General features: G+C 73.1%; 18 protein-coding genes. 15 read left to right on the top strand and 3 right to left on the bottom strand.

Annotated elements, in window-relative coordinates; all coding sequences use genetic code 11:
* Positions 1-3: 3 nt before the first annotated feature.
* From ABZ861_RS21395 to ABZ861_RS21370, 6 genes are all read left to right on the top strand, one after another.
* On the top strand, positions 4-1,788 hold the full coding sequence (locus tag ABZ861_RS21395; protein ID WP_361632364.1) for a non-ribosomal peptide synthetase: 1,785 nt from the start codon (positions 4-6) through the stop codon (positions 1,786-1,788).
* Positions 1,785-3,185 carry a 4-hydroxyphenylpyruvate dioxygenase gene (gene hppD / locus ABZ861_RS21390; protein ID WP_361632362.1) on the top strand — a complete coding sequence of 467 codons (1,401 nt, stop codon included), beginning with the start codon at positions 1,785-1,787 and terminating at the stop codon, positions 3,183-3,185. The genes ABZ861_RS21395 and hppD overlap by 4 nt, the downstream gene beginning before the upstream one ends.
* The gene (locus ABZ861_RS21385) at positions 3,175-4,017 is read left to right on the top strand and encodes a class I SAM-dependent methyltransferase (protein ID WP_361632360.1); all 843 of its coding nucleotides are present in this window, start codon (positions 3,175-3,177) and stop codon (positions 4,015-4,017) included. The genes hppD and ABZ861_RS21385 overlap by 11 nt, the downstream gene beginning before the upstream one ends.
* A gap of 133 nt (positions 4,018-4,150) precedes the next feature.
* Positions 4,151-5,674: an FAD-binding protein gene (locus tag ABZ861_RS21380; protein ID WP_361632358.1), complete on the top strand. Its 1,524-nt coding sequence runs from the start codon at positions 4,151-4,153 to the stop codon at positions 5,672-5,674.
* A 20-nt stretch (positions 5,675-5,694) separates the two neighbouring features.
* Positions 5,695-6,468, top strand: coding sequence for an SDR family oxidoreductase (locus ABZ861_RS21375; protein ID WP_361632356.1), 774 nt, complete (start codon positions 5,695-5,697; stop codon positions 6,466-6,468).
* 58 nt (positions 6,469-6,526) lie between these two features.
* Complete coding sequence (locus ABZ861_RS21370) at positions 6,527-7,246, top strand: DUF2306 domain-containing protein (RefSeq protein ID WP_361632354.1); 720 nt, start codon at positions 6,527-6,529, stop codon at positions 7,244-7,246.
* Positions 7,247-7,683: 437 nt separating this feature from the next.
* Here the strand turns inward: ABZ861_RS21370 and ABZ861_RS21365 are convergent, their stop codons facing one another.
* Entirely contained in the window at positions 7,684-8,424 is a 741-nt protein-coding gene (locus ABZ861_RS21365; RefSeq protein ID WP_361632352.1) for a helix-turn-helix transcriptional regulator, read from the bottom strand.
* Positions 8,425-8,800: 376 nt separating this feature from the next.
* Between ABZ861_RS21365 and ABZ861_RS21360 the strand changes: the two genes are divergently transcribed.
* Positions 8,801-9,277 carry a hypothetical protein gene (locus ABZ861_RS21360; RefSeq protein WP_361632350.1) on the top strand — a complete coding sequence of 159 codons (477 nt, stop codon included), beginning with the start codon at positions 8,801-8,803 and terminating at the stop codon, positions 9,275-9,277.
* Positions 9,278-9,415: 138 nt separating this feature from the next.
* Here the strand turns inward: ABZ861_RS21360 and ABZ861_RS21355 are convergent, their stop codons facing one another.
* Positions 9,416-10,222 carry a TIGR03084 family metal-binding protein gene (locus ABZ861_RS21355; RefSeq protein ID WP_361632348.1) on the bottom strand — a complete coding sequence of 269 codons (807 nt, stop codon included), beginning with the start codon at positions 10,220-10,222 and terminating at the stop codon, positions 9,416-9,418.
* A 164-nt stretch (positions 10,223-10,386) separates the two neighbouring features.
* On the opposite strand from ABZ861_RS21355, the gene ABZ861_RS21350 reads away from it, so the two are divergent.
* The 3 genes from ABZ861_RS21350 to ABZ861_RS21340 all read left to right on the top strand — a co-directional run bounded on the left by ABZ861_RS21350 (position 10,387) and on the right by ABZ861_RS21340 (position 13,749).
* Positions 10,387-11,376: a DUF1702 family protein gene (locus ABZ861_RS21350; RefSeq protein ID WP_361632346.1), complete on the top strand. Its 990-nt coding sequence runs from the start codon at positions 10,387-10,389 to the stop codon at positions 11,374-11,376.
* A 13-nt stretch (positions 11,377-11,389) separates the two neighbouring features.
* A complete protein-coding gene (locus ABZ861_RS21345) occupies positions 11,390-12,367 on the top strand; it encodes a DUF1702 family protein (RefSeq protein ID WP_361632344.1) in 978 nt (325 codons plus the stop codon).
* 113 nt (positions 12,368-12,480) lie between these two features.
* A complete protein-coding gene (locus ABZ861_RS21340; protein ID WP_361632508.1) occupies positions 12,481-13,749 on the top strand; it encodes a cytochrome P450 in 1,269 nt (422 codons plus the stop codon).
* Between the two features lie 46 nt (positions 13,750-13,795).
* Here the strand turns inward: ABZ861_RS21340 and ABZ861_RS21335 are convergent, their stop codons facing one another.
* Positions 13,796-14,575, bottom strand: coding sequence for an AraC family transcriptional regulator (locus ABZ861_RS21335; protein ID WP_361632342.1), 780 nt, complete (start codon positions 14,573-14,575; stop codon positions 13,796-13,798).
* Positions 14,576-14,876: 301 nt separating this feature from the next.
* On the opposite strand from ABZ861_RS21335, the gene ABZ861_RS21330 reads away from it, so the two are divergent.
* The 5 genes from ABZ861_RS21330 to ABZ861_RS21310 all read left to right on the top strand — a co-directional run bounded on the left by ABZ861_RS21330 (position 14,877) and on the right by ABZ861_RS21310 (position 21,927).
* Complete coding sequence (locus ABZ861_RS21330) at positions 14,877-15,446, top strand: DUF5987 family protein (RefSeq protein ID WP_361632340.1); 570 nt, start codon at positions 14,877-14,879, stop codon at positions 15,444-15,446.
* The gene (locus ABZ861_RS21325; protein WP_361632338.1) at positions 15,443-17,098 is read left to right on the top strand and encodes a GMC family oxidoreductase; all 1,656 of its coding nucleotides are present in this window, start codon (positions 15,443-15,445) and stop codon (positions 17,096-17,098) included. Before ABZ861_RS21330 ends, ABZ861_RS21325 begins: the two co-directional genes overlap by 4 nt.
* A 65-nt stretch (positions 17,099-17,163) precedes the next feature.
* Positions 17,164-18,696, top strand: coding sequence for a carboxymuconolactone decarboxylase family protein (locus tag ABZ861_RS21320; RefSeq protein WP_361632336.1), 1,533 nt, complete (start codon positions 17,164-17,166; stop codon positions 18,694-18,696).
* A 1-nt stretch (position 18,697) separates the two neighbouring features.
* Positions 18,698-20,170, top strand: coding sequence for a DHA2 family efflux MFS transporter permease subunit (locus tag ABZ861_RS21315; RefSeq protein WP_361632334.1), 1,473 nt, complete (start codon positions 18,698-18,700; stop codon positions 20,168-20,170).
* A gap of 143 nt (positions 20,171-20,313) precedes the next feature.
* On the top strand, positions 20,314-21,927 hold the full coding sequence (locus tag ABZ861_RS21310) for an MFS transporter (protein ID WP_361632332.1): 1,614 nt from the start codon (positions 20,314-20,316) through the stop codon (positions 21,925-21,927).
* Positions 21,928-21,999 lie beyond the last annotated feature (72 nt).

The following is a 21,999-nucleotide window of genomic DNA, read 5'->3' as shown; positions in this document are numbered from 1 at the left end:
ACCATGGCTTCCCTCTCCCTGCACGGGAGTTTCGCCGAACAGGCGCTCAGGACACCGGACGTGATCGCGGTCTCCTGCGGCGAGGACCGTCTGACCTACCGGGAGCTGGACGCCCGCGCGAACCGGCTCGCCCACAGACTGGCGGAGCTGGGGGTGCGCGCCGAGACGCCCGTCGCGGTGCTGATGGAGCGGTCCGTGGACCTGGTGGCGGCCCTCCTGGCGGTGCTCAAGGCCGGTGGATGCTACCTCCCGCTGCACAGCGCCTACCCGGCGGCGCGCATGCGGCAGATCGTCGGGCACTGCGCCGTGCCGGTCCTGCTGACGGACCCGGCGACCCGGGAACGCGAGCTGCCCGAGGTGGCGGCCGTCGTCACCGTCCAGGGCGAGAAGGGACTCGCCGGGTACCCGGACAGCGACCCCGGCGTGCCCGTCGACCCGGAGCACCTGGCCTATGTGATCCACACCTCGGGCTCGACGGGCGTTCCCAAGGGGGTCGCCGTCGCGCACCGGGACGCGGTGGGCCTGGCCCGCGACGCGATCTGGGAGGGCGGCCGGCACGAGCGGGTGCTGATGCTGGCGCCGTACGCCTTCAACGTCTCCACCTACGAGTTGTGGGTCCCCCTCACCCACGGCGGGCGGCTCGTGGCGCCCCCGGCGGGCGACCTGGACGTGGCCCGCATCCACCGGCTGATCGTCGAGGAGCGGATCACCGGCGTCCATCTGACCGCCGGCCTGTTCCGGGTGCTGGCCGAGGAGGCCCCCCAGTGCCTCGCCGGTGTGCGTGAAGTGCTCACCGGCGGCGACGTCATCGCGCCCACAGCCGTCCAGCGGGTGCTGGCGCGGAACCCGGGCCTGGTGGTGCGCGCCATGTACGGCGCGACCGAGGCGACGCTGTTCAGCACCCACTCGCCGATGACCGCCCCGTTCACGCCCGAGGGGCCGGTGCCGGTGGGGCGGGCGATGGACGGCGTACGCCTGCACATCCTGGACGCCGAGCTGCGGGCCGTGCCGGCCGGCGAGGTCGGCGCACTGCACATCGCGGGGCGCGGTGTGGCCCGCGGATACCTCAACAGGCCCGAGCTGACGTCCGAGCGCTTCGTGGCGAATCCCTTCGGCGGCCCCGGCGAGCGGATGTACCGGACCGGGGACCTCGTACGCCGCGACCGGCGGGGCCGGATCGAGTACGTCGGCCGGGCCGACGAGCAGCTCAAGGTGAGGGGTTTCCGGGTCGAGCCGGCCGAGGTGGAGGCGGCGCTGGCGCTCTTCCCGGGCGTCAGCCACGCCGCGGTGGCCGCGAAGGAGTCGGAGACCGGGGACCGGCGCCTCGTGGGGTACTACGTGCCCCAGGGGGAGGACGTCGAGGCGGCCGCCGTGCGCGCGCACCTGGCGGAGCTGCTGCCGGACTACATGGTGCCCGCCGCCCTGATGGCCGTGCCGTACCTTCCGCTGACCCCCAACGGCAAGCTGGACCGGCGGGCGCTGCCCGACCCCGGCCCCGACCGCTCCCCCGCCGGGCGGGCGCCGGCCAGCGACCGCCAGCGGGAGCTGTGCGCGCTCTTCGCGGAGGCACTGGCGGCCCCCGAGGTCGGGACCGACGACAGCTTCTTCGACCTGGGCGGGGAGTCCCTGGCGGCGATGCGCCTGGTCAGCCGCATCCGGTCGCGGTTCGGAACGGACCTGACGATCACTCAGTTCTTCGACACGCCCACGGTGCTCGGGCTGGACGGCCTCCTGGGGGCCGCCGGAACGGCGCCTGACGAGAGTCGCACGGAAGGAGAACACCGATGACCGACCCCTTCGACAGCGAGCACGCGGTGCTCTCGGTCCTGGTCAACGACGAGGGCCAGTACTCGCTCTGGCCGGCCGCCACGTCGGCGCCGCCGGGGTGGACCGCCGTCCTCCCCTCGGCCGACCGCGCCACGGCGCTGGCCTATGTCAAGGAGCACTGGACGGACTTGAGGCCCCGCAGCCTCGTGCGGCGGACACGGGACGCCGAGGAGGCGGGGAGGAGCGGACGCGCGGAAGCGGGGACGAGCGGACGCGGAGAGGCAGGAACGAGCGGACGCGCGGAAGCGGCCGCCGGGAGCGCGGAGACCTTCGCGGACATGGCCGTCGACCACGTCGCCTTCTACGTCGCGGACCTGGCGAAGGCCACCGAGTGGCTGACCGGGGGGTACGGCCTGACGGTGTACGCCAGGTCCGACGGCGGGACGGGGGGCTCGGCCGGGGCGCGCTCGGCAGCGCTGGGCAGCCGTGACATCCGGCTGCTGCTGAGTCAGCCGCTGGCGGCCGCCCATCCCGGGGCGGAGTACGTCGAGCGGCACGGCGACGGGGTGGCCGACATCGCGTTGCGCGTCCCGGACGCGGGCGCCGCCTTCGCCGAGGCGGTCCGCCGCGGCGCCCGTCCGGTGGCGGAGCCCGCCGACCACGGCGGACTGGTCACCGCGACCATCGGGGGCGTCGGCGACATCACCCACACGTTCGTGCACCGTCCGGCCGGCGCCGACGACCACGCGCTCGCCCGCCTGGTGCCCGCCGAGACCGCCGAGACCGCAGAGACCGCCGCGACCGGACCGGACTGCGGCCTCGGGGCGATCGACCACTTCGCCGTCTGCGTCGAGCCGGGCGCGATGGACGCGACCGTCGACTTCTACCGGACGGCCCTGGACTTCGAGCTGATCTTCACCGAGCGGATCGAGGTCGACGCCCAGACCATGATCACGAAGGTCGTGCAGAGCCGGTCCGGCGCGGTCACCTTCACCCTGATCGCACCGGACCCGAACAAGGCCACCGGTCATCTCGACGAGTTCCTCAAGAGCCACGACGGGCCCGGTGTGCAGCACATCGCCTTCACCGCGGACGACGCCGTGCGCTCGGTCGACGCGCTCGCCTCCCGCGGAGTGGACTTCCTGCCCACCCCGGCCGCCTACTACCGCATCCTGCCCGAGCGCCTGACGCCGCTGAGGCACTCCACAGCAGAGCTGGAACGCCTGAACATCCTGATCGACGAGGACCACGACGGCCAGCTCTTCCAGATCTTCACCCGGTCCGTGCACCCCAAGGGCACGCTCTTCCTGGAGATCATCGAACGGATGGGGGCCCGCTCGTTCGGCAGCGGCAACATCAAGGCGCTCTACCAGGCCGTCGAGTACGAGCAGGGCAGGGGGACCGGCAGTGGGCGGTGAGACGCCGAGGGACCAGGAGTTCCGGGCCGCCGTCGAAGGGCTGCGGGTCCCGGGCATGGGGACCGAGGCAGTGGCGCCGCTGCTGTCCGGGCTGATCCACCTCGTCCGGCCCCGGCGGGTGCTGGAGATCGGCATGGGCCACACCACGCCGTACCTGGCGCGCGCGCTCGCCGAGACCGAGGGACTGGCCGAGGCCGAGGCCGTGGGACTCGCCCGCAAGACGCGGCCGTATCTCGCGGACGGCAGGGAACTGGACGAGGAGTGGCTGGAGAGCGAGCCCGCCCTGCTGGTCCCGTCCTCGTACCGCGAGCCCTTCCGGCCCCGGCTGGTCGCCGTCGACGACCTCTCCGACGCCGCCTCCTCCGCCCCGCAGGTGAACCGGGTGCTGGCCGAACTCGGCCTGGACCGCTGGGTCACCGTGGTCAACGCGGACATGCGCAGTGCCGTCGACCGCCTGCCCGGCGACTTCCGGCCCGTGGACTTCGCCTGGGTGGACGCCTGGGACTGCCTCTGGTTCTTCGAGCACTGCTGGGACCTGATCGATCCCGACGGCGGCATCGTCGTCATGCACTACCTGATGACCTACCCGGAAGGGGAGGCGATCCTCGAGTACATCGCCGAGAGCCAGCGGCTGCGCCCGGGTGAGTTCGAGGTGCTGAGCCTGCTGGAGAGCCACAAACTGCGGCAGAACAGCATGACCGTGCTGCGCCGCACCAGCGGCGTCACGGCGAGGCGGTACTCGGACGCCGGTCAACGGCCTCGCCTCGGCGGGCGGGTGCGCGCGGACGCCGCGGCACTGGCCCGCCCGCCGGCCGGGCGCCGCGAACCCTGACCCGCGGCCCGGCCCCCCGCCTCGGCCCGCCAGGGGCGCCGGGCGAGAAGCTTCGCAATCCGCGAGATGTGAGCCGCGGCGCCCCCATGCGACCGTCTGCTGCGGCGCCGGACACAGAGAGGCACGGACAAGCATGACGAACGCGGCCGTCGAACCGACGTCCCTGCTGGCGATCGAGCCGGGGGACGCCCGCTACGAGAACCTGGTGCAGAGCTACAACCACCGCTTCACCGGCCGTCCCGAGCGGGTGTGCCTGCCCACCGGAACCGACGAGGTGGTGGCGGCGGTCGGGCGCGCGGTGGCGGCGGGCGAGCGGATCGCCGTCCGAAGCGGCGGGCACTGCTTCGAGGACTTCACCGCCTCACCGGAGATCGCCGTGCTGCTGGACCTGTCCCAGCTCGACGGCATCCGGTACGACCGGCGCCGCCGCGCCATCGAGGTCGGGGCGGGCGCCACGCTCGGGCAGGTCTACGCCACCCTGTTCAAGCGGTGGGGCGTGACCGTTCCCGGCGGCACGTGCTTCGAGGTCGGCGTCGGCGGGCACATCCTGGGCGGCGGCTACGGCCACCTCTCCCGCCGCGACGGCCTCGTCGTCGACCATCTGCACGCCGTCGAAGTGGTCGTGGTCGACGAGTACGGCGAGGCCCGCGCCGTGGTGGCCACCGCCCACCCCGACGATCCGCACCGCGAGCTGTGGTGGGCGCACACCGGGGGCGGCGGCGGCAACTTCGGCGTGGTGACCCGGTACTGGCTGCGGTCGCCGGGCGCCGACTCCGACGACCCCGGCGCGCTGCTGCCCCGGGCGCCGGCCCGGGTGTTCAAGCGGGTCGTCATGTGGCCCTGGGACGGCATGACCGAGAGCGCCTTCGACACCCTGCTGCGCAACTACTGCTCCTGGTACGAGCGCAACGACGACGCCGGGGCGCCGTCGGCGGGACTGTGGAGCAACCTGATCGCCACCCACCGCTCGTCCGGCGTGTTCGGGATGACGGCGGTGATCGACCATGACGGGCCGGACGCCGAGCGCGTCTTCGCCGAGCACTTCGCCCAGGTCGCCAAGGACGTCGGGGTCGACCCCGTGACGCACACGGCGGAGGTCGTCCCCTGGTTCAGCTCGTGGCTGCCCTCGTACAGCTTCCCCAGCGATCCCAAGGGCCGGTACAAGGACAAGTCGGGCAACTTCCGCAAGGGTCTCACCGCGTACCAACGGCAGGTCGTCTATCGCTACTTGACCGATCCCGCGCAGAGCAACCCGACGAGCTGCGTCGTCGTCGCCGGGTACGGCGGCAAGGTCAACACCGTCCTTCCGGAGGCGACGGCCACGGCCCAGCGGGACTCGATCCTCAAGGTCGTCTACAGCGCCGGCGTCTGGCTCTCCGAGGAGGAGGACGAGGCCGCCCTCGCGTGGATGCGCCGTTTCTACCGCGACGTGTACGCGCGCAGCGGAGGGGTCCCCGTCCCGGACGAGGTCAACGACGGGGCGTACATCGGCTACCCCGACGTCGACCTGGCCGATCCGGCCTGGAACACCTCCGGCGTGCCCTGGCAGCGGATCTACTACGGCGACAACTACTCCCGGCTCCAGCACGTCAAGCGGCGGTACGACCCCCGCGACGTCTTCCGCCACCGGCTGTCCATCGAACTCCCCGACGACTGAATCCCCTACTGGAGGTCCACGTGCTGGAGAACAAGGTCGTCGTCGTGTCAGGGGTCGGACCGGGCCTGGGGCGCGCCATCGCCCTGGGCGCGGCGCGGTCCGGGGCCGACGTCGTGCTCGCCGCCCGGACCGAGTCCCGTCTGACCGAGATCGCCGCCGAGGTGGAGCGGACCGGGCGGCGGGCTCTCGCCGTGCCGACCGACATCACCGACGACGCGTCGGCCGCCGCCCTGGTGAAGGCCGTCTCGGACGCCTTCGGCCGGGTCGACGCCCTCGTCAACAACGCTTTCGCCGTGCCCCCGTTGGTCGGTCTCACCGAGGTCGACCTGGCGGACGTGCGCAGCGGATTCGAGACCAACGTGTACGCCGCGCTGCGGCTCACCCGGCTCTTCGCGCCGGAGCTGGCGGAGAACCGCGGATCGGTCGTGATGATCAACTCCGCCGTGCTGCGCCACTCCAAGCAGCCCTTCGGCGCGTACAAGATGAGCAAGGCCGCTCTGCTGTCGCTCGCCCAGAGCCTGGCCACCGAACTCGGCGCCCGGGGCGTCCGGGTGAACTCCGTGGCGCCGGGCTACATCTGGGCGGACGCCCTGCGCGAGGGCTTCGGCCAGATGGCGAAGCAGCGGGGCGGCACCGCGCAGGACCTCTACGACGAGGTGGCGGCGACCCTGGACCTGGGCCGGCTGCCCGAGCCGAACGAGGTCGCGGACGCGGTGCTCTTCCTCGTCTCCGACATGTCCCGCGCCGTCACCGGCCACTGCCTGGACGTCAACGCCGGTGAGTTCCACCACTGACGGTGCTGTCCGTGAACCGCGCACTGCCCCCCGTCCACAAGGAAGTCGAGGTAGCACAGTGACACAGCACGCGGAGGGGACCGGCGCCCCGGCGGCCGGAGCGGGACCCCGGGAACCGAGGACCCGGCCGGCGAGCGGCGGGGGCCCGCTCTGGTGGCAGAGTCCATGGCTGGCGGGCCTCGGCGTCGTGGTGGTGTTCAATCTCCTGTACGCGTTGCCCCGTTATCTGTCCGGCGACCCGAAGCGGTCCCGGATTCCGCTCGATCCGGGCTTCCCCGCGCACTTCACCGTCCTGGTCGCGCACGTCCTCTTCGGCAACCTCGCGCTGGTGACGGTCTTCCTCCAACTGCTGCCCTGGATACGCCGCCACCACCCGCGGGTGCACCGGGTCAGCGGCCGGGTCTACGTCTTCGCCGCGGTCCTTCCGTCGACGGCGCTGGCCTTCGTCCTGCTGCCCTACGACACCGCCCCGTTCGGTGAGTTCGGCCTGGCGCTCACCGGTGTGCTGTGGATCGCCACCACTCTGATCGGACTCCGGGCCGCACGCGCGCGGCGTTATGTCGACCACCGCCGCTGGATGGTCTACAGCTTCGCGATCTCCCTCGGCACCACCTGGGGCCGGGTGCTGTCCGAACTGCTTCAGACCTATCCGGGAGTCCACGTCGGCCTCGGGTTCATCCTGGAGCTGTCGAACTGGGGCAGTTGGGTGATCAACCTGGTGATCGCCCACTGGTGGCTGGAGCGCACCGCGCCCAGGGCGGCCCAGTTGGTGCGGTGACCGGGTAGCGGCACGGGCCGCGCGCTCATTCCGGCACGGCCTGCCCGCTCACGCTGGCACAGTCTGCCCGCTCGCCCCCGCACGGGCCGGGGTGCACGGCCTCGCGAGAGCCCTGGAGCCGCGGCGCGTACGAGGAGACCCCGGCCGACGGTGCGGCGGCTTCAGCCGCCGTCGTCGAGCCGGGGTCTCCTCGCACCGTGCGCCCGCCGCCGCACGGACGCGCACACGCGGCGGCGGGACAGAAGAAGGACCTCGTCCAGGGGCGTCAGCGCGCGCGGGCGCGCACGCGCGGCGGCGGGCGGGCGGGCGACGGGCGGCCGGGCAGACCGCGCCGTCCTCGCGAGCGGCGGGAGGACGGCCGGCGCGGGCGAGCGGAGCGCCGCCCGGCAGCGCGCCGGGCCCCGCGCCGGCCGGCGGCGCGGGGCCCGGGTCCCGGCTCAGGCGGGCACACATCTGCGGTGCGCCGGGGACACCGCGCCGAACGGCATGGAGCAGCGCGGCGCCGCCATGAGGACCGGCAGGTCGAGGCGGCTGCGCGGAGCGAGCGTCAGGTGGGCGACGGCCTCGCCCGTTCCCGGCCCGTGCGTCGTGAACTGCCGGCCGCAGACGCGCCACGCCCCCGCGTCGGCGAGCGCGTGACTCTTCTCCTCCGCGGCCGGCAGCGAGAACGCCGCGAGATGGCCGGAGACGGCGTCGGCGGTGACCAGCTCGTACGGGCCGGGGCCGGGGATGAGCGTGCCGGCCAGCGGACTGCCCTCGGGGATGGGACCGGGGAACAGCCCGACGAACACGCCGCGCGGCTCCTCGTGCGGGGAGAGCGACACCGTGCCGCGGATCCGCAGGCCGCGGGACGCGTATCCCCAGGGCTCGGCGTCGGGGAGGTGAGGCGCGAACCCGCGGAACCGCCGGTAGTTCGTCGGGGACAGCCCGACGCTGCGGCTGAACCGGGTGCTGAACGTGCCGACGCTGTTGTATCCGACGGCCGTGCCGATGTCGACGACGTTCCAGTCGGTGGTCAGCAGCAGCTCCTTGGCTTTTTCCAGACGTAAGGCCGAGAGGAATCTGCCGGGAGGTACGCCGGTCGCACGCAGGAAAGTGCGGGAGAAATGGTACTTGCTAAACATCGCCGCGTCGGCCAGGTCATCCAGAGTGAGCCGCTCGCCCAAATTCCTCTGCATGAGGTCGATGGCGCGTAATATCGCCTGCTCGGTCCGAGCTTGCAACGGATCCTCGATTCACAGTGGTGGCTGACGTGTTCTCTCCTGCACTGCGACTCCGGCCTGCCGTGCCCATGCAGGCGTGCCCCCACTAGACGATGCCAGCTCCATATGTAGCCAGCATCTTCCGCCTTGCGGAGCCGATAAGTCCGACAGCCTTGGCTTTTTCCGGCGCCCCGAGAAAGCGGGTTTCAGCCACGTCAAGTCCCAAGTCGAGTCCTCTGAAAAGACACAAGGCACCCCGGCCTATGTGGGAAGATGGCGACCGCTCCCCGCTAAGAGGCGGTGGCTGCAGGGTGCGGATGGGGATTTCTACGTGCTTCTTGAGGGAAAGACCATGGTTGTCTACGGCGCCGCGGCCGCGCACAGCGCCGCGGTGGTCCGGGCGTTTTCCGGCCAGCGCGCGCTGGTGTTCCTCGCGGACTCCTCCCAGGACCGGGCGGAGACGGAGGCGCGTCGTGTGAACGACGCCGGCGGGGTGGCTCAGTCCGCTCTCGTGGACCTGCTCGACCAGAATGAACTGGAAGAGTACACGGCTGAGTTGGCGGAGTGGACCGGTGGCATCGACGTCGCCGTCGTGGCCGTCGCGGACGAGGAGGCCGACGCCCAGTTGGCGATAGCCGGGATGGTCGCCGAGCGGATGGCCGCCCAGGGCTCCGGAATCGTGGTGATCATGTCGGCGGACCGCACGTCCGAGCGGGATTTCTGGCGACTCACCGAAAGGGCGGCCGTCGACGGCGTCGCCGTCCTTCCGGTCTTCTCCGCCCCGGCGCTCCCGGAGGCCCCGCTGTGCGTCGAGGGATCGCGCTCGTGACATCCGGACTCATGACGTCCGGACCCGTGACATCCGGACCCGTGACGTCCGGAGCGGGCGCGGGACGAGGGCGGGACAGCGGTCCCGCCCTCCGGCCGAGGCCGGCCGGAGGGCGGGACCGGTCCGGCGGCCGACCGCTCACTGACGGGCGGCGGCGGTGAACTGACCGGGCTTGCGGCCCGGTCCGGCCGAACCCCTGTACGCCTGCGCGACGTCGAGCCAGTGATCGGCGTCGGCGCCCGAGGCCGTGAGCGCCAGATCGTCCCGGTGGCGGCGACGCGTCGCCAGCAGACAGAGGTCCACGGCCGGTCCCGTGACCGACTGTTCGGCCTCCGGGTCGCCCAGTCGCCACGACGCGCCCGACGGCGCGGTCAGTTCGAACCGGAAGCCGCGGGCCGGTACCGGGAGACCCCGCGACTGGTAGCCGAACTCCCAGGTCAGCACGGTGAATTCGGCGACGTGCAGCACACGGTCGGTGAACCGGCGTGACGTGCCGAGGGCGTCCGCGATGTCCTGTCCGTGGCCGAAGAGTTCCATCATGCCGGCCGCCGCGAGCACCTTCGCCGGAATGGGCCGGACCAACCAGGGCACGATCTGCCCCGGGGGGACGGCGAGCAACGCCCGCTCGGTGGCCGCCCGCTGGGTGCGCCAGGCGTCCAGCAGTGCGGCGGCGTCCCGGTTCAGGTAGGGCCGCAGCCCCTGGTTCACCGCCTCGTCGAAGGAGGCGGGGAGAGAGCCCAGGAACGCCCTGAAGGCGTCCGGATCGGCGGCCGCCTTCTCGGCCATGCCGAAGACCATGGTCAGATGGCCGATCTGGTGGCCGATCGTCCAGCCTTCGGCGGGCGTCGGCGTCTTCCACCCGTCGTCGTCGAGTCCGGCCACCAGATCCTCGACTGCGTTTCCCTCTTCGGTCAGATCAGCGACGACGTCGCGTTGCGCTGGCATGCGTACGCCCTTCGGTCGGATGACGGTTCGACCCAGTCTGTGCCGGGGGCCGCGGATCGCGCTTCTCGCGGCGTGCCGTCGGCCCGGTCCCCGCAATCTGCGAGTGGCCGCGTGCGAACACGGCGGACCACGATGGGTCGGCCGCCGAGTCACCGGGAGGAAACGTGGCGACGCCACTGGGATCGCTCCGCCGACTGCTGCTCGCACCGCAGTTGCACGAGGTGTCCTTCGCCCGGCGTGGATTCCCGCCGGCGCCCGACGACGGGACCGCCGCCCGCCTGGAGGCGATCCCGCAGGCGGTGGTCTGCGGGTTCGAGTGGGGCATGGAGAGCCGCAGTCTGTGGGAGATCGAACGCCGGCTGGACCTCGTCGACGTCAAGCACCGCGGCTTCGCCTACGAGGGCGCGACGATGGCGTTCACCGTCCTGGACGCCATGGGCCGGGGCCGGCGCACCCACGACCTGCTCCGCGGACCGGGGCGTCCCCATCTGCTGCTCGCCTACATCGGCGTCGGTTTCGCCATGGCCCGGCTGCCGCGCGTGCTGTGGAAGAAGGTGCTGCCCGACCTCGACGGCTCTCCCTACCACCCGGTGATGAGCTGGCTGGCCGTGGACGGCTACGGCTTCGACCTCGCCTACTTCCACACCCGCCGCTGGGTGGAGGAACAGCGCGTTCCCGAGCCGTACCCGTGGCTGGACGCGCCCGCGTACTTCCCGCGGGCGGTCGACCAGGGCATCGGCCGGGCCCTGTGGTTCATCCACGGCGCCCGGCCCGACCGGGTCGACGCCGCCGTCCGGGCGTTCGCCGCCCGCCGTCACGCCGATCTGTGGAGCGGCGTGGGGCTCGCCGCCGCCTTCGCCGGGGGATGCGGCGGCGAGGCCCTGGCGGCGCTGCGCCGCGACGCCGGTCAGCACGCCGCGGAACTGGGCCAGGGCGCGGTGTTCGCCGTCCGGGCCCGGGTGCTGGCCGGGCACGTCCCGTCGCACACCGACGTCGCCGCGCAAGCCCTGACGGGGCTCTCGGTCGCGGCGGCGGCCTCCCTCGCGGACGCCTGCGCCGTCCGGGACGACCGGTCCGGCGCCGTCCCTCCTTACGAGCAGTGGAGGCAGGCCGTCCGCGAGCGCCTCACCCCCGGCACCGCCGTCCGACGCTGAGAAGGGGTTACAGATGCCGACCGCACTGGGCAGGTTACGCGCACGCGTCCTGACGCCGAGTGTCACCGCGACCTCACTGGACGAGCGCGGCTTCCACCGGAAGTCGCCCGAGGCCCAGGAACTGCTGGAGACCGTGGGCCGCCGCTTCCTCGAGGGCTACGGCCATGCCGTGGGCGCCCGGTCGACGACCGAGGCCGAGGACCGGTTGGAGGCGATCGAGCAGCGGTTCCGCGGTTTCGCCTACGAAGGGGCGGGCATGGGCGCGGCCATGCTCGACGGCCTGCCCGGCCTGGGCCGCGGTCATGTCGACCGGCTGCTCGCCGGCCGGGGCGGCCCCCATGAGTACATGGTGTACGTGGGCGTCGGGTGGGCCATGGCCCGGCTGCCGCGCGCGTGCTGGCCCGACGTCGGCGCGCTCGACCCGCTGCTGCGCTGGCTGGTGCTGGACGGATACGGCTTCCACCAGGCGTACTTCCGCACCGAGCGGTACGTCGGCGGCCAGTACCGCGACCCGCGCTTCCCCTGGCCGGCGCACGACCATCCGGACTACGCCGCGAACGCCGTCGACCAGGGCGTCGGCCGGGCGCTGTGGTTCGTCTGCGGCACCGACGCCGACCTGGTCGCCACCGCCGTCGCGCAATTCCCCGCGTCCCGTCGGCGCGACCTGTACAGCGGCGTCGGGCTCGCCGCCACGTACGCGGGCGGCTGCACCGAGCGGGAGTTGACGGTGCTGCGGGAACGCGGCGGCGAGCACCGGGGGGCGCTCGCGCAGGGCAGCGCGTTCGCGGCCGAGGCCAGGCTGCGCGCCGGTCTGCACGTGGCGCACACCGCCCTGGCCACGCGGGTGCTGTGCGGGATGGAACCGGAGGAGGCCGCGGCCGTCACCCAGGAGGTGCGCCCGAGGGGAACGTCGGCGGGGCCGCTGCCCGCGTACGAAGTCTGGCGGCGCGCCATCGCCGCGCGGATCACCGGCGCGACGGAGCCCCGGTGACCGCCGCCGGTGCGCGCGCGGCGACCGCCGCGTCCCCGCGCCGTGCCTACGCGAGCCCGCCGCTGCGGACCCTGCCGTCCTTCGTGCGGCTGCTCGCGGGCGACCGGCTGGCGATGATGACGGCCGCCGCGCGCTACGGCGACGCCGTCCGGCTCTCGCTGGGCCCGAAGACCCTGTACTTCTTCAACCACCCCGACCACGCCAAGCACGTACTGGCCGACAACGCCGCCAACTACCACAAGGGCATCGGGCTCGCCCAGGCCAGACGGGCCCTCGGCGACGGTCTGCTGACCAGCGAGGGCGAGCTGTGGCGCAGGCAGCGCAAGGCAGTGCAGCCCGCGTTCCAGCACCAGCGGATCGCCCGGCAGGCCGGGGTGGTCGCCGAGGAGGCGGCGGCGCTGGTGGAGCGGCTGCGCGCCCGTGAGGGCCGGGGCCCGGTGAACCTGACCGAGGAGCTGACCGGGCTGACGCTCGGCGTGCTCGGCCGCACCCTGCTGGACGCCGACCTGGGGGCGTTCGCCGACCTGGGGCACGCCTTCGAAGCCGTCCAGGACCAGGCCATGTTCGAGATGGTGACGATGGGCGCGCTGCCGATGTGGGCGCCGCTGCCCAAGCAGTTGCGTTTCCGCAGGGCCCGCGCGCGGTTGCAGCAGGTGGTCGAGCGACTGGCGGCCGAGCGCGGCGGGCGCGGCCCGCTGGCGGACGCCGACGACGCGCTGTCCCGCCTGATCGCGTCGGTCCGCGCGGAGCCCGATCAGCGCACCGGGGAGCGGCGGTTGCGCGACGAGCTGATCACTCTTCTGCTGGCCGGCCACGAGACCACGGCGTCGACGCTCGGCTGGACGTGTCACCTGATCGACCGCCACCCCGAGGTGCGGGACCGGCTGCACGAGGAGGCCGTGGCGGTGCTCGGCGCGGACCGGCTGCCGGTGTACGAGGACCTGCACCGGCTTTCCTACACGGCACTGGTCGTCGAGGAGGCGATGCGGTTGTATCCGCCGGTGTGGATTCTGCCGCGGCAGGCTCAGGCCGAGGACGAGATCGACGGACTGCGGGTGCCGCCCGGTGCGGACGTCCTGATCTGCCCGTACACGCTGCACCGCCACCCCGCGTTCTGGGAGGCGCCGGAGCAGTTCCTGCCCGAACGGTTCACGGCGCAGCGGCGTGGGGGGCGTCCGCGGTACGCGCACATCCCCTTCGGAGCGGGTCCGCGGGTGTGCATAGGGAGCAGTCTGGGTCTGCTGGAGGCGGTGTTCACCGTGGCGCTGCTGAGCAGGGAGCTGCGGCTGGTCAAGGTCCCGGGCCACCGGGTGGTTCCGGAGCCCATGCTGTCGCTGGGCGTGCGCGGCGGGCTGCCGGTGACGGTGCACCGCGCGCCGTGAGGCGGTCCGTCGGCCGCCGGGCGAGCCGTCCGGCGCGCCGCCCGCGTCAGTTCGCCTCGGGGACGAGCCCTCCCTCGAAGGCGTCGGACCGGACGCGCTGGAGCGCGAGCAGCACCGGGGGGTCGAGGATCCGCATGCCCCTCAGAGGGAAGTCGACGCGGACCGCCGTGGCCCCGGACCGTATGTCGATCGGTCCGAAGTTGCCGACGTGGACGGCCTGGTCGTCGGTCAGCGCCTCACGGGCCGCGGTGGGCACCGAGTGGCCGAGAAGATACCACAAACCCATCGGGACGTTTCCTATCTCGAAAGGTCCTGGCTTCCGCAGGACGGTGCATCGCACGGGTTGCCCCTCGGGCACCCTGCTGGGAAACAGGCCGAGGAACACCAGCCCTAGATCCGCATCCGGCGGTGCGATCACCGTGCCGCTCACCGTGCCGCCGATCGGCGCATAGTCCGCGGGATCCACGGATTCGACGAAACCCTGTCGGCGCCGGTATTCGGTCGGCGGGATGCCGACGCTGCTGGCGAATCGCGCACTGAATGTTCCGACACTGCTGTAGCCGACCGTGTGACTGACGGCGGTGACCGTCATATCGGTGGTCAACAGCAGTTTCTTAGCCTCCTGAATACGCAGGGCGGAGAGAAAGCGCGCGGGCGACACTCCGGTGACCCGACGGAACTCACGCGAGAAATGATACTTGCTGTACATGGCGCATTCTGCCATGTCACCGAGGCTCAGCGCGTCTCTGAAATTCTCCCGCATCGCCGCCGCGGCACGCTCCACCGCTAATTCTATGCTGCTGATCGCATGATTGCCGTCACTCATGTGAGCCTCCAGAGCTTTGAGATCCCGGTCCCCTGATTGAACCTGAAACGATATGCGATCATGCGACACGGCGCCGCGACAGTACGGGCCACGAACGTCTCTACCCATCCCGGCGAGCGACTCAATCACGCATGCTGGCCATATCTAGCGGGCACATTCGGCCACTCTGCGTCGGCAATCCCAGAGATGTCCTATCTCCGCGAATGGCGGACGATCGACAACGAGGGCGCACTACCGCATTCGGTAAACGATCTAGCGCCCTCGGCATACACCCGCGCTTGAATGTCGAAAAGGAGCCGTCGTGCAGCCCGTTCACACAGGCGGAAATCCAGACAGAACGAGCACTCTGGAGGCGTTCGCGGACACCATCGTCCCTGGCGAGAAGCGGTTTTCGGAAGACCGGGCGGTGGCGGGGGCCGCGAAGGGGCCCGGGGCCGTCGCGGCAGGCGCCATGGCCCTGCTGGAGACCCCCGCCACCGGGCTGACCCCGGCCCTGGACGACTACGCCCGCTCGCTCGACGAGCACGCCGGCGCCCACGCGGAACGCCAGGGCATCCCGCTCGACCCCGGCGTCTCCGCGTTCACCGCCCTCCCCCACGACGAGCGCGTCGCCCTCGTCGCCGCGCTCGTCGCTCCTGGCCACCCCGAGCGCGATCTGTGGGTGCTGCTGACGATCTTCTGCAACATGGCGTTCGACACCGGCGCCCACCTGCCCACCGCCCAGGCCATGGCCGACGGCCATCCCGGGCTCGTCGCCCTGGGCTTCACGCAACCGGACGCGGACGGCCTGTGGCGCTTCCCCGCCTTCTCCTACGGCCGGCCGCTCGCCCGTCTCCATCCGGACACCGCGCCCTCCGGGAGCCTGGCATGAACGAGATCGAACGCACCGACGTCCTGGTCGTGGGCAGCGGCTTCGGAGGCGCCATCGCCGCCTACCACCTCGCCGCGGGCGGCGCGAAGGTGACCGTGCTCGAACGCGGTCCCTGGCTCGAGTCCGAGGACTTCGAGCACGACTTCCTCCTCGGGGCCTCCTTCACCCGCATCTTCGACTTCGTCGTCGGCGACGGCATGAGCCTGCTCGGCGGCAACTGCGTCGGCGGAGGCAGCGTCGTCTATTTCGCCGCCATGCCCCGCGCGCCCCGGTTCGTCTTCGAGCGGCGCGGCTCCATCGGACGCCGCATGTGGCCCGCCGCGATCGACCGGGACGCCCTCGAACCCTGGTACGACGTGGTCAGCGAGGCGCTCCCGGTGCGGACCCAGAGCTGGGACGACGTCTCGTACGCCGGCGGGCTCTTCGCCGCCGCCTGCGACCACGCCGGCCGCACCGCCAACCCGGTCCCCACGGCCGTCGACACGTCCAAGTGCACCAACTGCAACTGGATGATGGCCGGCTGCCGCTTCGACGCCAAACGCTCGCTGCTGCTCAACTACCTCCCCGCGGCACGGGCGTACGGGGCGCAGATCCGTCCGCTGCACGAGGTGCAGCGGCTGACGCGCACGGACGACGGCGGCTACCGCGTCCACTACACGACCGTCGACGAGGTCGACTACCGGGTCCACACCGGCAGCGGCGCCATCGACGCGAAGATCGTCGTGCTGGCCGCCGGCGCCGGGGCGACGCCCGCCGTCCTGCAACGCTCCGCGCCCGACCTCGGCCCGATGCCGCACGCGGTCGGCCGCTACTTCTCCGGCAACGGGGAGCGCCTGAACACCGCCGTCATCGACGAGGACAAGGCCCGAGACCTGCTCGGACTGGACCGGGGCGACGGCGCCGCCTACCACGCCAACCAGATCGGCAAGGGCCCCGTGGTGGCCAGTTGGGACAACCTGGACGGCAGCCTGCCCGAGCACTCCCGCTACTCCCTCGAACAGCTCTACTTCCCGCCGGGGTTCGGCACGATCCTCGCCCAAGTGCCGGACGCGCACGGCCCCTCGTGGTTCGGCGCGGAGAAGAAGAAGCTCGTCGAGCGGTGGCAGTCGTGGTTGACCGTGTTCACCATGGTCGAGGACGACAACGAGGGCGAGTTCGGGCCGCCGCCGCCCACCGGGAACGCGGAGCGCATCTCGCAGCAGATGCTCGGACGCGGCCCGCTGCGGTACCGGCCGAGCGCCAACACCCAGCGCGGCTGGGCGGAGTCGGACGCCGCGATCAGGAGCATCCTGGAGCGGGACGGCCTGGCACGCGTCATGCCGTGGACCAACGACGTGGTGGGCGCCTACACCGTGCACCCGCTGGCCTCCTGCCGGATCGGGGACGACCCGCACACGTCCGCCCTCGACGACCGCCACGAACTGCGCGGTCACCCCGGCGTCTTCGTCACCGACGGCTCGGCGGTGCCCGGCGCGCTGACCGTCAACCCGGCGATGACCGTCTCGGCGCTCGCCGAGCGGGCGATGCCCGGCATCGTCGCGGCCGCCCGGGAACGGGGCGTCGACGTGACCTACGGCGCGCCGACGCCGGACGGCGGGACGGGGGGCCGCCGCGGCGTCCGCGGCCAACTGCCCTATCTGACCCGTCGTTGAGGGGCCCGGGACCTCCGCACGCCGGGGACCACGACCGACGAGAGAGGGGAAACGCAGTGGTGCGCATGCTGTTACGTCCCGCGGTGCGGCACTCGCTCGCCCGGCTGCGGCACATCCGCGCCGTTCCGCCGCCGCGCGCGGGCGGCCCGGCAGCGGCCGTCTTCCAGGAGGTCCGGCGCGACTTCGGCCTGCTCGCACCGCCGGTCGTCCTGCACGCGCCGCAGCCGCCGGTGCTGGCGGCGGCGTGGACGATGCTGCGCGAGACGCTGGTGGCGACGGGCAGCGCGCCCCGCGAGCAGAAGGAGGCCGTCGCCGCGGCGGTCTCCTTCGCGAACGCCTGCCCCTACTGCGTCGAGGTGCACGGCGCCACGCTGCTCGGGATGCGGGGCGGCCGGGACGCGGCGGCGATCTCCCGGGGGCGGTTCGAGGCGGTGACGGATCCCGCCCTGCGGTCCGCGGCGCTGTGGGCCGCGGGACGAGCGGGTCCGGACGGTCTCGACGGCGGTGCGGACCGCGGACCGCACGAGAGCGCCGAACTCACCGGGGTGGCGGTCACTTTCCACTACCTCAACCGCGTGGTGAACGTGTTCCTGGACTCGTCGCCGATCCCGCCCCGGACTCCGGCGGCCGTGCGCGCGACCGCGTTGCGGCTGCTCGGCCGGGCGCTCGGGGAGAGCGCCCGAGCCCACCGCGAACCCGGCCGATCGCTGGATCTGCTGCCCGCCGCGGCGCTGCCCGACGACCTGGGCTGGGCGCGTGCCGTGCCGACCGTCGCGGGGGCGTTCGCCAGGGCCGCGGCGGCGATCGGCGAGGCGGGCGAGCGGGTCGTCCCCGCGCCGGTCCGCGCCCTGCTGGAGAAGGAGCTGGCGGACTGGGACGGTCGCGCACCGGGGCTCGACGGGGCCCGCCGGATCGAGGACGCCGTCGCCGGACTTCCCCGCGTCGAGCGCGCCGCCGCCCGTGTGGCGCTGTCGACCGCGCTCGCCTCCTACCGGGTCGAGGAGTCGTCCGTCGCGCCGCTGCGCGCCGCCGGGTTCGGCGACGGCGACATGGTCGCGCTGATCGCGTGGTCCGCGTTCACCGCCGCGCGCCGCGCGGGAACGCTGCTGGCGAGGGGCGCGGGCACGGTCTCGGCACCCGCACCCGCACCCGGGTCCCGGTCCGGGCCCGCGCCCACGCTCGGCTCCATGCCTGCGCCCGGCCTCGGGTCCGCCCCCGCGCCCAGGTCCACGCCCGCCCCCGCGCCCAGGTCCACGCCCGCGCCTGGGTCCCGGTCCGGATCCGCACCCGCACCTGGCTCCGGGTCCACGCCCGGCTCCACGCCCAGACCAGGCTCCGGGTCCGCCCCGTCACCCGGGTCCACGCCCAGGTCCGCGTCCGCCCCCGCGCCCGGGTCCCGCTCCCGATCCGGGTCCACACCCGCGCCCGCGCTCGGCTCTGGGTCCGCCCCCACGCCCGGCTCCACGCCCAGGCCAGGCTCCGGGTCCGCCCCGTCACCCGGGTCCGCGTCCGCCCCCGCGCCCGGGTCCCGCTCCGGATCCGGGTCCGGGTCCACGCCCAATTCCGGGTCCGCGTCCGACGACCGGCGGGGCCGTTGACGTGGGCGCGGGGACCGTCCGCCCGTGGCACGCGCTCGCCGTTCTGTGCCTGGCCAACTTCCTGATCGTGCTCGACACCACCATCGTCAACACGGCCGTCCCCGCCATGATGGCGTCGCTTCGCACGGACCTGTCGGCGATGGTGTGGGTGCTCGACGGGTTCCTGCTGGCCTTCGCGGCCCTCCTGCTCCCGCTCGGGCGGCTCGGCGACGTCGTCGGCCCCCGTCGGATGTTCGTCCTCGGCCTCGTCGCCTTCACGGCCTCCTCCGCCCTGTGCGGCGCCGCCCGCTCCCCCGGCGAGCTGATCGCCGCGCGCGTGGCGCAGGGCGTCGGGGCCGCCGCCCTGGTCCCGCAGGCGCTGGCCCTGATCGCCGGGCTCTTCCCCGCGCGCCGTCGCGGCGCCGCGCTCGGCGTCTTCACCGCCGTGGCCGGACTCGCCTCCGTCTGCGGGCCCAATCTCGGCGGCTGGCTCGTCACCGGACACGGCTGGCGGTGGGTGTTCTGGATCAACCTCCCGCTCGGGCTGGCCGGCGCCGTCCTCGCCGTCCGGTTCGTCCCGGACCTGCGCACCGGGGGCGCGCGCCGGCTCGACGCCGTCAGCGTGGTCCTCGCCGCGCTCGGCCTGTTCGGCCTCGTGTACGGCGTCGTAGAAAGCCGCCGCCACGGCGCCGCCGCCACGGCCGCGGTGCTGGCGGTCGCCGTGCTGCTGCTCGGCTGGCTCACTCGACGCGACCGGCGCCAGCCCGAACCGCTCATTCCCCCGGAGCTGCTGACGGACCGCCGGTTCGCCGTGCCGGCCGTGCTCACCCTGCTCAGCTCGTTCGCGCTCTACGGCTTCCTGCTGGTGTTCGTGCTGCTGACCCAGGACGCGCTGGGCATGAGCGCCCTCCGCTCGGCCGTGACCGCGCTGCCGATGACGCTGATGATCGGCGCGGTGGCGCCGCTCGCCGGGCGTCTGGCGGACCGCCTCGGCGGGCGTCCCCTGCTCGGTGCAGGCCTGGTGCTGTTCGGGTGCGGCGTCGCCGGAACGGCGCTCGTCGCCGAACGGACCGCGCACGCCACGGACTTCTTCCTTCCGCTGGCCGTCCTCGGCGGGGGCATGGGCCTGGCGCTGGCGCCCGCGACGACCGAGGCGCTGCGCGACGTCGCGCCCCAGCTCTCCGGAGCCGCTTCGGGTCTGCTCAACACCGCGCGCCAAACAGGCGCCGTGCTCGGGGCGACCGTGCTCGGCGCCGTGCTGGACCACCGGCTGGGCGCCGCGGCGGCCGGGACGGCGCCCGCCGGTCTGCCGGCGCGGGCGCGCGCCGAGCTGGCCGCCGCGCTGCTGTCGGCGTCCCGCCCGGCGCTGTGGCTGGTGGCCGCGGTGCTGTGGGCGGGGGCCCTGCTGACGCCGTTGATCCCCCGGCACCGCCCCCGGGCCGGCGCCGCGGACGGCCCCGGCGAGCCGGCGCCCCGTGACGCCATGACGCCATGACGCCGTGACGCCGTGACGCCGCAGAAGACAGCAAGACCCGAGTAGCCAGGCGATCCCGGCTCCCCCCAATGTGGTGACCCGCGCGGCCTGTTCAGCGCCCGGGTCGCGCTCTCCTTCAATCCCGACGAGAGGTAAGGCACGGCATGCCTCCCACTCACGGCCCGCACGGCGTCGCAGCCCGCGGCTTCCGGAACCCCCTGGTCTTCTGGCTCGGCGCGGCGGCGTGCACCGCCGGCGTCGTGCTGCACCTCCCGATGTACGTCCATGCCCGGGACATGGGTTACCGGCTGGCCGGCATGGGGACCAGCCCGGGGATGATCGCCGGCATGGCGCTCATCGTGGCCGGTCTGGCCGCGTCGCTGTACGGGCTGGTCCCGGCGCCCGGACCGAGGCCGACGCGGACCGTCGCCCCCGTCCGCGCCCTGGACGACGCGCCGATCCGCACCCAGCACGTGCTCCTGCTGATCGTGATGGCCGTCGCGGTGACGATCGACGTCATGAAGCCGACGTCGCTCGCCTTCGTCGCCCCGGGCGCGGCGGCAGAGTACGGGCTGCGCTCGCCCGCGAACCCCGGCGGGCACGTCAGCGTCGTGTGGCTGCCGTTCTCGGGGATCACCGGCACGGTGCTCGGATCCTGGTTGTGGGGCTGGCTGGGCGACCGCATCGGGCGGCGCGCGTCCATCGTGTTCGCCGGGATGCTGTTCGTCACGACGTCGATCTGCGGCACCATGCCGAGCTTCGCGTGGAACGTCGCGATGTGCCTGATCATGGGCATCGGCGCCGGGGGAATGCTGCCGATCACCTTCACGCTGCTCGCCGAGACCATCCCGGCGCGTCACCGGGGCTGGCTCATGGTGCTGGTGGGCGGCGACGTCGCGGGGGCGTACGTGATCACGAGCTGGCTGGCGGCGAGACTGACGCCGGAATACAGTTGGCGGATCCTGTGGCTGATCGGGCTCCCGACCGGGCTGCTGTTCCTGGCCCTGATCCGGTGGATCCCGGAGTCTCCGCGCTTCCTGATGGCGCAGGGCCGCGGGGCGGAGGCCGAGGCGGTGATGGCGCGTTACGGGGCCGCCGTCGTACCGGACGAAGAAGCCGCCGTTCCCGCCCCGTTCACGCCCGCCCCCTCCGGCACCCCGGGCTTCGTCACCCTGCTGCGCGGCAGCCACCTGAAGCCCACGGCGGCCATCACCGTGCTCAGCGTCGGCGTCGGCCTGACGACCTACGGCTTCCAGCAGTGGATCCCCACCAACCTGGCCCGGCTCGGCTTCTCCGCGGTCAACTCAGCGTACGTGGTGCGCAACGCCGCCCTGCTGGGCATCCCGCTGACGGTGCTGACGGCGTGGCTGTACGGACGGTTCGGCAGCCGCGTGACGCTGGTGACCCTGAGCGGTCTGACCGGCGTCACGCTCCTCGGCTTCGTGCTGGCGGGGAACTCGATCGCGGACCACCACCTGCTGCTCTCGCTGCTGCTCATCGTCCCGCTGTCGGGGCTGAGTTCGGTGGCGGCGGCCGTCTCGGGCTACGCCGCCGAGGTCTATCCGACCGCTGTCCGGTCACGGGGCGCGGGGCTGGCGGCCGGGATGACGAAGGCGGGCGGGGTGCTGATCCTGGCGGCGACGCTGGCAGCCGCCACCGTGCCGTCGATCGCCGCGACGGCGCTGTTCGGCGCGGTCCCCCTGCTGGCGGCGGCGCTCGCGTTCGTGTGGTTCGGCCCCGAGACGAAGCAGCGGCGGCTGGAGGAGATCAGCGGCTGACCCGGCGCCGTACGGATCTTCACGACGGGCCGTCCCGCACTGGGCCAGCCTGAGAACCTTCGCAGTCGCCGG

The organism is Streptomyces sp. NPDC046985, from assembly GCF_040644415.1.
In the GTDB taxonomy this organism is placed as follows: Bacteria; Actinomycetota; Actinomycetes; order Streptomycetales; family Streptomycetaceae; genus Streptomyces.
The sequence above is the reverse complement of the archived record's forward strand: the minus strand, read 5'-3'. Positions and strand labels throughout refer to the sequence as shown.

Bases quoted from the DNA above. Each gene is read 5' to 3' on its own strand.
- ABZ861_RS21335 (WP_361632342.1), bottom strand. From the start codon at position 14,575: ATGAGTGACGGCAATCATGCGATCAGCAGCATAGAATTAGCGGTGGAG.
- ABZ861_RS21380 (WP_361632358.1), top strand. From the start codon at position 4,151: ATGACGAACGCGGCCGTCGAACCGACGTCCCTGCTGGCGATCGAGCCG.
- ABZ861_RS21320 (WP_361632336.1), top strand. From the start codon at position 17,164: ATGCTGTTACGTCCCGCGGTGCGGCACTCGCTCGCCCGGCTGCGGCAC.
- ABZ861_RS21310 (WP_361632332.1), top strand. From the start codon at position 20,314: ATGCCTCCCACTCACGGCCCGCACGGCGTCGCAGCCCGCGGCTTCCGG.
- ABZ861_RS21355 (WP_361632348.1), bottom strand. From the start codon at position 10,222: ATGCCAGCGCAACGCGACGTCGTCGCTGATCTGACCGAAGAGGGAAAC.
- ABZ861_RS21345 (WP_361632344.1), top strand. From the start codon at position 11,390: ATGCCGACCGCACTGGGCAGGTTACGCGCACGCGTCCTGACGCCGAGT.
- ABZ861_RS21340 (WP_361632508.1), top strand. From the start codon at position 12,481: ATGATGACGGCCGCCGCGCGCTACGGCGACGCCGTCCGGCTCTCGCTG.
- ABZ861_RS21395 (WP_361632364.1), top strand. From the start codon at position 4: ATGGCTTCCCTCTCCCTGCACGGGAGTTTCGCCGAACAGGCGCTCAGG.
- hppD (WP_361632362.1), top strand. From the start codon at position 1,785: ATGACCGACCCCTTCGACAGCGAGCACGCGGTGCTCTCGGTCCTGGTC.
- ABZ861_RS21365 (WP_361632352.1), bottom strand. From the start codon at position 8,424: ATGCAGAGGAATTTGGGCGAGCGGCTCACTCTGGATGACCTGGCCGAC.
- ABZ861_RS21360 (WP_361632350.1), top strand. From the start codon at position 8,801: ATGGTTGTCTACGGCGCCGCGGCCGCGCACAGCGCCGCGGTGGTCCGG.
- ABZ861_RS21325 (WP_361632338.1), top strand. From the start codon at position 15,443: ATGAACGAGATCGAACGCACCGACGTCCTGGTCGTGGGCAGCGGCTTC.